The sequence below is a fragment of the Kitasatospora sp. MBT63 genome, from assembly GCF_000710465.2.
Classification (GTDB): Bacteria; Actinomycetota; Actinomycetes; order Streptomycetales; family Streptomycetaceae; genus Kitasatospora.
In genome coordinates this window covers 5,363-15,682 of record NZ_JAIZ01000846.1, presented here as the reverse complement: position 1 = coordinate 15,682, position 10,320 = coordinate 5,363, and the positions used below count along the sequence as shown (strand labels likewise).

Genomic DNA, 10,320 nt, shown 5'->3' with positions numbered 1-10,320 from the left:
GAGGTGGCCCTCGGCGACCAGCCGGTTGACCGACTGGGTGCCGGCCGCCGTGGTGACGCCGAGTCGGCGCGAGAGTGCGGCGGGGCCGATCGGCTCGCCCGCGGCCCTGGCCATCACCACGTGCTCGACCGCTTCGACGTTGGTCAGGGGCATCTCCAGCCGCTCGGCGAGGGCGGCCCGGGCCAGCTGGGTGAGGGTCAGTACCTCGCGCAGGGCCTGGGAGAGCTCGTCGCCTGCCCGCGGCGGGGCCGGCCCGTCGGAGGAGCCCGCCGCGCCGCCCGGCCCGGTGGGTGGACGTTGCGCCATACCGGGAATTCTGACACGGTAACTATCGCTAAGTTACTTAACTACTTGCGAATGAGGCTGCGCCCCCGTGTCACGAAGCCCGGCCGGTCCCGCCCGGCTGTCCGCTCCCGCCCGGCCGCCCGTCCCCGCCGGCGGCCCCGGCCGGCCCCGCGCCACGGCGTGGATCGTCCTCCTGCTCACCGTCCTCGGCCTCGGCGCCGCGTTCGCCCTCGGGCCCGCCGACGCGACGACCACCCGGGCCACCGGGACCGCACTGCCCGCCGGGTCACAGTCCGCCGAGGTCGCCGAGATCCTCAGGGCTCTCCCCACCGGCGCGGCGGCGCCCGCCATCGTCGTCTACAGCACCACCGACGGCAGCCCGCTCACCGACGCCCAGCGCACGCTGATCACCGAGCGCGCCACGGCCCTCGGCGCCCTGGGGCTCGCCCCCGAGGCCGCCCGCCCCCGGACCGTCCAGGACAGGGTCGCCACCGTCGCCGTCCTCCTGCGCACCGACGCCCCCGACGACCGGAACACCGCCGCGGTCGACCGGATCCGCCGGACCGCCGCCGCCGACCTCCCCGCACCGCTGCGCGCCGAGGTCACCGGCGGCCCCGCCTTCCGCGCCGACATCGCCCAGGTCTTCGCCGGCGCCGACGTCAGCCTGCTGATCGCCACTGCCTCCGTCGTCGCCGTCCTGCTGCTGATCACCTACCGCAGCCCGGTCCTGTGGCTCGTCCCGCTGCTGGTCGTCGGCGCCGCCGACCGCACCGCCGGCCTTCTGGTCGGCGCTCTCGCCCCGCACGCCGGCGTCGTGGTCGACGCCTCTGCCGCCGGCATCCTCTCCGTGCTTGTCTTCGGCGCCGGCACCGACTACGCGCTGCTCCTCGTCTCCCGCTACCGGGACGAACTCCGCCTCACCGACGACCGGTTCACCGCCATGGCCCGGGCCTGGCGCGGCACCGCCCCCGCCGTCCTCGCCAGCGGCACCACCGTGGTCCTCAGCCTGCTCACCCTGCTCGCCGCCCAGCTCACCGGCAACCGCGGCCTCGGATTCGCCGGAGCCGTCGGCATCCTCACCGCCATGGCCTTCGGGCTCCTGGTCCTGCCCGCCGCCCTCGTCCTGCCCGGACGCCGGCTCTTCTGGCCCTTGGTCCCCGAGGTCGGCGAGCCGGTCGCCGCGGACCGGCGCGGAGTCTGGGCCCGCATCGGACGGGCCGTCGCCGGGCACCCCGCCCGTACGGTGGCCGCCGGCAGTGCGGTCCTGCTGCTGCTCGCCTCCGGGGCGCTCGGCCTGCACACCGGGCTCGCGCAGTCCGACTCCTTCCGCAGGACCCCGGAGGCGGTCCTCGGGCAGCGGACCCTCGCCGCGGTCCAACCCGCTGGGTCCGCCGCCCCGCTCACCCTCACGGCCGCCCGCGGAGCCGCCGACCGGGTCCTGGACGCAGCCCGCCAGGTGCCCGGCGTCGCCTCCGTCACCCAGGGCCCCGCCACCGACCGGTACGCCACGGCCCAGGCCGTCCTCACCGCGGCACCCGGCACCGCCGAGTCGGACCGCACCATCGAGCGGCTGCGCACGGATCTCGGACGGATCCCCGGCGCGGGCGCCCTGGTCGGCGGCCAGAGCGCCGAGGCGTACGACACGGCCCGCGCCGACGCGCACGACACCCGGGTCGTCGTCCCGCTGGTCCTGGCCATCGTGCTGGCCGTCCTGGTCCTCCTGCTGCGCGCGCTGGTCGCCCCGGTGCTGCTCGTCGCGACCGTCATCGCGTCCTACTTCGCGGCCCTCGGGGCGAGTTGGCTGCTGTTCCGGACCGCGTACCACTTCCCGGCCCTGGACGCCAACGTCCCGCTGCTGTCGTTCCTGTTCCTCGTCGCGCTGGGCGTGGACTACAACATCTTCCTGATCGCCCGCACCCGCGAGGACACCTTGGCCGGGCACGACACCCGCCGCGCCGTGCTGCGCGCCCTGGCCTCCACCGGCGGGGTCATCACCAGCGCCGGCATCCTGCTCGCCGCCGTCTTCGCGGTCCTCGGCGTCCTCCCGCTGATCACGCTCACCCAGATCGGGGTCATCGTCGGCATCGGGGTCCTGCTGGACACCCTGCTGGTGCGCACCGTCCTCGTCCCCGCGCTGGTCCTCCTCACCGGCCGGCGCTTCTGGTGGCCCGGCCGCCCCGAGGACCGGGTGGCGGCCCGGCCCCGGTAGTGGCCGTGTGCCGGGGGTCGGCGGGCGCTTCCGAGGTTCCGGTCGTGGTCGGCGTCGGTGCCTTCGAGTGCCCGGGCCTCGCGGGTCGGGGCGGGGAATCGATGCACGATGGTTGCGGGTGGTCCGGGCCCGGTGGTTTCGGACGCTGGAGGTGACGAGCGCCGTCGACGCGGAGGTGGCCGGATGTCCGACAGCACGCTCACTCCCGAGGACGTTGCACTGGTCCGCGAGTTCGTGGAGGTCCCGCCGGGCGTCGCGATCGACCCGATGGACGTGCAGCGCGCCCGCCTGGCCCGGTCGGTCGGCGGACGGTTCCGCAAGGTGGCCCACGGCCTGTACGAGATCATCACCTACGCCCCCACCGACCCGGTCGGGTAGCCCGCCAGGGGTGAGGGGCGGTCAGGGCGGGCTCTGGCCGCGGGCGCGTTCGGCGGCCAGGAGTTCGGGGAGGCCGTCCAGGCGGCGCAGGCCCGCGACCGCCCGGGAGGTGCGGTGGTTGGCGGCGAGCAGGTCGCGGTGGCGGTCCACGAACGCCCAGTAGCCGGTGGTGAAGGGACAGGCGTACGGGCCGAGCCGGTCGGTGGGCCGGTAGCGGCACGGGCCGCAGTGGTCGCTCATGCGGTGCAGGTACGCGCCGCCGGCGGTGTAGGGCTTGGTGGTGATCAGCCCGCCGTCGGCGTACTGGGACATGCCGATGACGTTGGCGGCCATCACCCAGTCGTAGCCGTCCACGAAGCAGCGGTGGAACCAGTCGGTGAGCTCGCGCGGGTCCCAGCCGTGCTGCAGCGCCCAGTTGCCGAGGATCATCAGGCGCGGGACGTGGTGGACCCAGCCGTGGTCGCGGACCTCGGCCAGCGTGCGGGCCAGGCAGCGGGCGGTGACCGCCTCCGCGTCGAGGTCCCGGAACCAGGTGGGCAGGGGCTCGTGGTGGCCCAGGCGGTTGGCGTCGCGGTAGCCGGCACCCAGGTGCCAGTACAGCTGCCAGACGTACTCGCGCCAGCCCGCGACCTGGCGCACGAATCCCTCCGCACTGTTGAGCGGGACCGCCCCGGCGCGGTACGCGGCCTCGGCGGCGCGCACGCACTCGCCCGGGTCGAGCAGCCCGAGGTTGAGCGGGACCGACAGGGCGCTGTGGGCCATCCACGGGTCGGCGTGCAGCACGGCGTCCTCGTAGCGGCCGAAGTCGGCGAGGCGGTGGGCGACGAAGTGGGCGAGCGCCTGCTCGGCCTCGGACCGGGTGGCGGCGAAACGGCGCGGGCTGTCCCGGCCGACGAACGCCACCTCCCCGGCCCGCTCCCACCGGTCCAGATCGGCCCGCACCCCGTCGTCGATCTCGTCCTCCCGCGGCTCGAACGGGGGCGGCACCGGCAGGGTGGCCGCGCCCTTCGGCGGCGGCTCACGGTTGTCCCGGTCGAGGTTCCACCGGCCACCGGCCGGGGTGCCGTCAGGCTCGAGCAGCAACCCCTCGGCGCGGCGCACCCGGTGGTAGAAGTCCTCCAGCAGCAGACGCCGCTCGCCCGGAACCCCGGCCCACCGGCGGAAATCGGCGAACGGCACCAGGAACCCCCGGGGCCGGACCACCGTGACCTGCGGCAGGCTCTCCACCAGGCGCAGCGCCGCTCTCGAGGTCGGATGGCAGACCGTGACCCGCCCCCGTCCGGCCGCCTCGGCCAGACCTTCCCGGTAGGTGCCGGCCTGCACGTAGCGCACCCGGTCCCCGAGGCCGGCCGCGGCGTGGCGCATCGCGGACAGCACCAGGTGGGCCTTGGCCCGGTGGAAGCGCCGCCGGCGCAGCACCGACCGGGCCTCGATCATCACCACGGGCGCGCCGGGGTCGGGGCCGTCCCCGTCGGGTCCGTCGCCGTCCGGGGTGAGGAAGTGCGGTCCGAGCTGGTCGCCGAAGACCCAGTGCGGGCGCGGGCCGCTCATGGCGGGCTCCGGTGCGGAGGTTCGCCGGGCAGATCCATGGTCGGCTCCAGTCGCTCGCTGACCGGGCGGGCACGCGGTACGTGGCCCGCAGGCGCGGGTGATCGCGCCCGCAGGCAGCTTCGGCCACGGGAAGGGTCACCGACAGCCGCAGCGGTGCCGCACCGCTTCGGCGGGTCGCCCCGGCCGAACGCCGCACAAACGGTGCAACTGGGCCGATCGGGTCGGACCGTTGCACCGTGGCGTCGTGACCACGCCGACGCAGACCCGCACAGACGCACCCCCCGCCGACCCGCCGGGGCCGGCACCCGGCGACCTGCGCCGGCTGCTGGCACTCTCGGGGCACGGCGACGAAGCGGCGTTCGAGCTGCTGTACCGCGCGATCTCCGGACCGGTGTACGGCGTCGCGCTGCGCGTGCTGCGCAGCCGGGCCCACGCCGAGGAGGTCGCCCAGGAGGTGCTGGTCGAGGTGTGGCGCGCCGCCGCGACCTACCGCCCCGCGCACGGATCGGTGCTGGCCTGGGTGCTGACCATCGCCCACCACCGCGCCGTGGACCGCGTACGCTCCGCCCGGGCGGCCGCCGACCGCGAGCGGCGCAGCGCACTGCGGGAGCCGGTGGCGGGCGCCCGGAGCGACCCTCCGGACGAGCAGGTGGTCCGCTCGCTGGACGGGGCGGAGGTGAGGTCCGCGCTAGCGGGCCTGAGCCGACTGCAGCGCGAGGCGGTGGTGCTGGCGTACTACGGCGGGTACTCGCAGCGGGAGATCGCGCAGCTGCTCGGCGTGCCGCTGGGTACCGTCAAGTCCCGGATCCGCGGCGGCCTGACCCGGCTCAGGGCCGCGTTCGGACTGGACCCCGACGGGCCGCGCCCGATGGCCGCGCCCGCGTACCAACCGGGAGGGACCCGATGACGGACACCGGTCGTGCCGCCGAGTCGGTGTGGGACTACCCGCGCCCGCCGGCGGTCAGGGCCGCCGCCGGTCGGCTGGTCGAGGTGTGGTTCGGCGGCGGGCTGGTCGCGTCCACCAGGTCAGCGCTTCGGGTGCTCGAGACCAGTCACCCGCCGGTGTACTACCTGCCGCCCGGTGATGTGGCCACCGAACTGCTCATCCCCGCCGAGGGGGTGAGCTTCTGCGAGTGGAAGGGACGGGCCCGGTACTGGGACCTGGCAGTCGGCCCCCGCCGTGCCGGGCAGGCGGCGTGGAGCTACCCGCAGCCGCTGCCCGCGTACCGGGAACTGCGCGACCTGCTGGCGTTCTACCCGGGACGGGTGGACCGCTGCACGGTGGACGGCGAGGTGGTGCGCGCCCAGGACGGCGACTTCTACGGCGGGTGGATCACCGACGAGATCACCGGCCCGTACAAGGGCGGCCCGGGCACCTCCGGCTGGTGAGTCCCATCCCCCCGGCGGCGGCTGAGGCGACGCGCCCGGCGGAGGTCCCCGCAGGTCGGGCCCTTGGGCCCTGGCCCGGCCACGGCCGGCGGCGGAGGCTCGGGAGTACCGGATCCCGGTGAACGCCGCCGCCGCGGCCACCGGTGAGGCAACCGGTAAGGAGAGGATCAGCATGTCCAATCCCGCCCTCACCCAGGCCGATCTGCGCCTGCTCGTCTCCGCCGCGGGCGCCGCCCCGTCGCTGCACAACAGCCAGCCCTGGCGGTTCCGGCCGACCGCCGACGGAACCGGGATCGCCGTGTACGCGGACCGGCGCCGCGCCGTACCGCTCGCCGACCCGGACGGCGCCGCGCTGCACGTCTCCGTCGGCGCCGCCGTCTTCAACCTCCGGGTGGCCGCCGCGGCTCGCCTCGGACGGGCGGCCCACGTGCGGATGCTGCCGGACCCGGCCGACCCCGACCTGCTGGCCGTCGTCACCCTGGCCGCGCCTGCCGCGCCCGCTGCCGTACCGTCAGCAGCCGGTGACGCCCCCGCCGGGGCGGCCGGCCTCGCCCGGCTCGATGCCGCGATCGCCCTCCGCCACTCCAGCCGCGAGCCGTTCGCCAACCGGGACGTGCCGGAGTCCGTCCTCGGTGAACTGGTCGCCGCCGCCGCGGCGGAGGGCGTGGTGTTCGCGCCGCTCGAGGAGGCCGCGGTGCGCCGGGTGCTCGAGCTGACCGACGAGGCCGAGCACCGGCTCACCGCCGACCCCGACCGGCTGGCCGAGACCCGGGGCTGGCTGCGCGCACGGTCCGGGGCCGCCGACGGCATCCCGCTGTCCGCCCTGGGGCCGCAGGACCACGACGCGCGCGTCCCGATGCGGGAGTTCGCCGGCCCGCCGCCGTACCGGCCCGGCGAGGCCCCGCCCGCCCGCCGCTTCGAGGCACTGCCCCAGCTGTGCACCCTCACCACCCGCGGGGACACCCCGCCCGACTGGCTGCGCAGCGGCCAGGCCCTGGAGCACGTCTGGCTGCTCGCGACCCTGCACGGCGTACGCCTGACCGTCCTGCACCAGGCCGTCGAATGGGCCGGGACCAGGTGGGCGCTGCGCGACCCGGAGGAAGGCCCCGGCCACGTCCACGCGGTGCTGCGCCTCGGCTACGGCCCGCCCGGCGCCGCCACTCCCCGCCGCCCGGTGGAGGAGATCCTGGCGCCACGTCCGCCGGCCCCGGTCGCCTGAGCGCGATGCCCGGGCCGGGCCGGCTCCTCGGCAGCCGGGCGGACCGTGAAGGCGTCGAACGGCTCGGCCTCGATGGTCGTGAGGTCGGCGAGGGTGGCGAGCCGATGGTGATGTGCGCGGTGTACCGGCTGGGTCCGATCCGGGCGGGGACGTAGCCGTCGATCCCGGTCCAGGGTGGTCCGGTGCCGGTCGCCGTCCGGGGGAACGGCATCCGGCCGGTGGCCGACGGACGAGGGACGTCAGGCGCCGCTCGCGCAGACCACCCCGAAGAGTCCCTCGCCGTCGGCGGAGGGGCACACCAGTGAGGTGACGCCGGTGGCGGCCCGGGTCCAGAGGGCGAAGCCCTGGTGGGTGCTGATGTCGTCGATCAGCATGACGCCGTCGGGCGCCAGGATCCGGCCGATGCGGTCCATCTCGAACCGGGTGTTGCGTGCCGTGTGCAGGCTGTCGTGGACGAAGACGTCGACCCGGCCCAACTGCCGTCCCAGCCGCGGCAGGCGTCGCCGGCTGGACCCTTCGATGTAGGACCAGGCCCGTCGCTGGCGGGTGGGGACGGCCGCGCCCGTCTCCGGGTGAAGGCCGGGGCGGAAGGGGTGCGGCAGGTCGATGCTCCACAGATGACCGCGCCCGTTCTGCTCCAGCGCCTCCAGGACGTACCGGCTGATCACACCCCGGGCGACCCCCGTCTCGACGACGACCTCGGCGTGCCGGTGCAGCACCACGCACCGCACGGCCCGCGCCAGCGACTCGTCCGCGTCGCTGTAGCCGCCGTACGTGTGCCGCCCGAAGGCGAGTCCCCGGTCGTGCAGTTCCTGCTCCACGGACCCCCACAGTTCGGCCGCGTGCGGCGCCTCCGGACACGGCCAAGGGGCGCCGAGCAGGTCGTGCAGGTGCTCCTCCCACGCGGTGTCGACGTCGTACGCCACCGGGTGCTCGCGGTGCCGGCTCAGCTCCTCCGGCAGGTAGAGGAGGGTCTCCACGGGGTCCGCGGACAGGGCGCGGGCGAAACGCCTCATTCGGTCCGCGCCGCCCGGAGACTCGAAGCGGCCCATGTCTCCACCGTAGTGCTCCCGCCGCTGTTCTCCATTCCGGCAGGTCAGCGGGGCGGTGGCCGGTGCTGAGGCCGGGACGGGTGCTCAGGAGGCGGCGGCGTGTTCCGCCGGGACGACCACGACCGGAAGCCGCGCGTGGTGGACGACCTCGGTGCTGGTCGAGCCGAGGGTCAGCCGTCCCCAGGCTCCCGATCCCCGGGAGCCGACCACCAGCAGGGAGGCGTCCTCGCTCGCGTCGAGTAGGACCTGCGCCGGGCGGCCGGGGTTGCAGACGATCTCCACGTCCACCGACGGCCCGCCGAGCTGCCGCTGCAGTTCCTCGACGGAGTCGGCCACGGCCTGCGCGACGAGGTCGCTCTGCTGCGGGACGGGACCGCTGCCCGGCCCGGCACCGGCCGTCCATTCGAAGCCGGAGTGCTGGGTGGGGGCGTACTCGTACGCGCACACGGCCCGCAGCCGGGTACCGCGCAAGCGGGCCTCGCGGAGCGCGAAGGCGACGGCCTGCGCGGCGGGGGCCGAACCGTCCGTGCCGACCACGATCGGGCCGGCCGGCTGAGGGACAGGAGCAGCATCGGTCACGGAGGGCCTCCGAGGCGTCGGCGGGCGTCAGGTGTCCACTTCTCAGCCTGCTCCTGCCCGTCCGCCGGCACCAGCGCACTCGCGTGGCGGGAGCCCGCTGACGGCTGTCGGTGGTCGTGGCTAGGGTGGCGATCATGAGTCTGACAGCAGTGATGATCACGATGGATTGTGCGGAGCCGCAGGAGCTGGCCCAGTGGTGGGCCACCGCGGTGGGAGGCGAGATCGCCCAGGACTACGGCGACTTCGTCATCGTCAAGGCGCAGCCGCTGGCCCTGGGCTTCCAGCGGGTGGCCGAGGAGCGGCGGGACAAGAACCGCATACACGTCGACTTCGCCGCCGCGCCCGACCGGGGCATGGCGGGGGAGGTGGAGCGGCTGGTCGCCCTCGGCGCGAGCGTCGTCGGCGAGCACAGCGCTCCGGGCCTCACCTGGACCGTGCTGCGGGACCCGGACGGGAACCAGTTCTGCGTCCACTGAGGAGAGTCGTGCCGGCACGGCAGCCACGCTCGGCCTTGCCGGCGCCTTCCCGGGTTCGTCGACGGCCGCGAGCCGACGGCGCCGCCTGGTGACGGAGGGTCAGGTCTTTCGCGTCGCCCGCCCCGCCGTCGGCCCGTCGCCGTCGCCGCTGCTGTCGTCGTCGACCGGGCCGTCGGCGGCGGTCGGAGTGTCGGCGACGGCGACGGGTGCGGTGCTGCTCCTGGTGGTCCGGCAGGTGTGGCACGCGTGCCACTGGGTCGGCCACCACGGCTGGTCCGGGTCGGGCGCGCGGTGCGGGGCGAGGGTCATCTCGCCGGTGTCCCGGCCGCACAGGGTGAGGGGACCGCAGGCTCCCGAGGCATCCAGGGGAGCGGCATGTGCGTGCCGCACCGGCCCCTGCGGGTCCGCCGGCGAGCGGTCGGTTCCCAGGAGCCGCACGTTGGTCGGCACGTCCAGTTCCAGTACGAGGACGATGTTCATCCCCTCACCGTGGCCGCCGGACCGCCCTGCCGCACCTGCACGGCGCCATCCGGCCCAGTGCCCCACCGGGTCCACCGGGCCCACCGGGCCTGTGCATCGCCGCCGCGGCCGCGAGGCGACGGCACCCGCACCGAAGCCGGCCGCGCTGCACGGCCGGGCGGCGGGCCGTAGCGTCGGACAGACGGACGTACGGCCCCTCCGGACCGGGGCGCGAGCGAGGGAGGCCCTGATGCCGGCCGCAGCACTGTTCGATCCCGACGGCTCCGGCACGGGCGGCACGGGCGGCGTCCTCGCGCACCGCGCCCGCCGCCGGTCCGCCTCCGCGTAGCCGCGGCCGTGGACGCCCGTCGCGGTGACGGCTACGCGGTCTCCGCGGAGTTCTACGACCTCCTCCAGGCCGAGACCGACCGCCGCCAGGCCGAGCAGCGCTTCGCCGAGGCCGCCGCCCGGGCCCGGTACGCGGTCCTGGACGTCGGCGCGGGCACCGGGATCGTCACCGAGGTCCTGCTGCGCGCCTCGACCGTTCCCGTCCACGCCGTCGAACCGGCCCCCGCCATGCGCGCCGCCCTGCTGTCACGGCTCGCCCACCTCGGCGCCGACCGGCGCGCCCGGGTCACCGTGCACCCCGAACCCTTCGCGACGGCAGGCCTGACCGAAGCCGCGGACCTGGCCGTCGCCTCCAACATGATCGCCGGCCTGGAC

11 protein-coding genes and 1 pseudogene are annotated in these 10,320 nt (G+C 75.7%); 7 read left to right on the top strand and 5 right to left on the bottom strand.

The features are described 5' to 3' along the window. A pseudogene (locus tag AA75_RS51375) lies at positions 1-306 on the bottom strand (hypothetical protein); the annotation flags it as partial. Positions 307-373: 67 nt separating this feature from the next. Between AA75_RS51375 and AA75_RS44535 the strand changes: the two are divergent. Both AA75_RS44535 and AA75_RS44530 read left to right on the top strand, forming a co-directional pair. Beyond that, positions 374-2,494 (top strand): MMPL family transporter, encoded by a 2,121-nt coding sequence (locus AA75_RS44535; protein ID WP_199520584.1) that lies wholly within the window; start codon positions 374-376, stop codon positions 2,492-2,494. Between the two features lie 183 nt (positions 2,495-2,677). Continuing rightward, positions 2,678-2,872: a hypothetical protein gene (locus tag AA75_RS44530; protein WP_033826285.1), complete on the top strand. Its 195-nt coding sequence runs from the start codon at positions 2,678-2,680 to the stop codon at positions 2,870-2,872. A 21-nt stretch (positions 2,873-2,893) separates the two neighbouring features. On the opposite strand, the gene AA75_RS44525 is transcribed toward AA75_RS44530, so the two are convergent. Beyond that, the gene (locus AA75_RS44525) at positions 2,894-4,423 is read right to left on the bottom strand and encodes a cryptochrome/photolyase family protein (protein ID WP_033826284.1); all 1,530 of its coding nucleotides are present in this window, start codon (positions 4,421-4,423) and stop codon (positions 2,894-2,896) included. A 244-nt stretch (positions 4,424-4,667) separates the two neighbouring features. Between AA75_RS44525 and AA75_RS44520 the strand changes: the two genes are divergently transcribed. The 3 genes from AA75_RS44520 (at position 4,668) to AA75_RS44510 (ending at position 7,031) form a co-directional block, all read left to right on the top strand. After that, complete coding sequence (locus AA75_RS44520) at positions 4,668-5,330, top strand: sigma-70 family RNA polymerase sigma factor (protein ID WP_051814497.1); 663 nt, start codon at positions 4,668-4,670, stop codon at positions 5,328-5,330. After that, positions 5,327-5,812 carry a DUF427 domain-containing protein gene (locus AA75_RS44515; RefSeq protein ID WP_033826283.1) on the top strand — a complete coding sequence of 162 codons (486 nt, stop codon included), beginning with the start codon at positions 5,327-5,329 and terminating at the stop codon, positions 5,810-5,812. Before AA75_RS44520 ends, AA75_RS44515 begins: the two co-directional genes overlap by 4 nt. 172 nt (positions 5,813-5,984) lie before the next feature. Continuing rightward, a complete protein-coding gene (locus AA75_RS44510) occupies positions 5,985-7,031 on the top strand; it encodes a hypothetical protein (protein ID WP_051814503.1) in 1,047 nt (348 codons plus the stop codon). A gap of 239 nt (positions 7,032-7,270) precedes the next feature. Here the strand turns inward: AA75_RS44510 and AA75_RS44505 are convergent, their stop codons facing one another. Together AA75_RS44505 and AA75_RS44500 are read right to left on the bottom strand one after the other, a co-directional pair. Next, a complete protein-coding gene (locus AA75_RS44505) occupies positions 7,271-8,083 on the bottom strand; it encodes a class I SAM-dependent methyltransferase (RefSeq protein ID WP_051814496.1) in 813 nt (270 codons plus the stop codon). Positions 8,084-8,167: 84 nt separating this feature from the next. Further along, entirely contained in the window at positions 8,168-8,662 is a 495-nt protein-coding gene (locus AA75_RS44500) for a universal stress protein (protein WP_082527311.1), read from the bottom strand. A 134-nt stretch (positions 8,663-8,796) separates the two neighbouring features. On the opposite strand from AA75_RS44500, the gene AA75_RS44495 reads away from it, so the two are divergent. Next, the gene (locus tag AA75_RS44495) at positions 8,797-9,138 is read left to right on the top strand and encodes a VOC family protein (protein WP_033826305.1); all 342 of its coding nucleotides are present in this window, start codon (positions 8,797-8,799) and stop codon (positions 9,136-9,138) included. Positions 9,139-9,237: 99 nt separating this feature from the next. On the opposite strand, the gene AA75_RS44490 is transcribed toward AA75_RS44495, so the two are convergent. Beyond that, on the bottom strand, positions 9,238-9,618 hold the full coding sequence (locus tag AA75_RS44490; protein WP_033826282.1) for a hypothetical protein: 381 nt from the start codon (positions 9,616-9,618) through the stop codon (positions 9,238-9,240). Positions 9,619-9,954: 336 nt separating this feature from the next. Between AA75_RS44490 and AA75_RS44485 the strand changes: the two genes are divergently transcribed. Next, a partial coding sequence (locus tag AA75_RS44485) for a class I SAM-dependent methyltransferase (RefSeq protein WP_199520583.1) occupies positions 9,955-10,320 on the top strand: 366 nt, incomplete at its 3' end.

What these genes read in the sequence shown, in the direction of transcription:
- AA75_RS44530 (WP_033826285.1), top strand. Translation starts at nt 2,678, where the DNA reads ATGTCCGACAGCACGCTCACTCCCGAGGACGTTGCACTGGTCCGCGAG.
- AA75_RS44525 (WP_033826284.1), bottom strand. Translation starts at nt 4,423, where the DNA reads ATGAGCGGCCCGCGCCCGCACTGGGTCTTCGGCGACCAGCTCGGACCG.
- AA75_RS44515 (WP_033826283.1), top strand. Translation starts at nt 5,327, where the DNA reads ATGACGGACACCGGTCGTGCCGCCGAGTCGGTGTGGGACTACCCGCGC.
- AA75_RS44510 (WP_051814503.1), top strand. Translation starts at nt 5,985, where the DNA reads ATGTCCAATCCCGCCCTCACCCAGGCCGATCTGCGCCTGCTCGTCTCC.
- AA75_RS44505 (WP_051814496.1), bottom strand. Translation starts at nt 8,083, where the DNA reads ATGGGCCGCTTCGAGTCTCCGGGCGGCGCGGACCGAATGAGGCGTTTC.
- AA75_RS44495 (WP_033826305.1), top strand. Translation starts at nt 8,797, where the DNA reads ATGAGTCTGACAGCAGTGATGATCACGATGGATTGTGCGGAGCCGCAG.
- AA75_RS44490 (WP_033826282.1), bottom strand. Translation starts at nt 9,618, where the DNA reads ATGAACATCGTCCTCGTACTGGAACTGGACGTGCCGACCAACGTGCGG.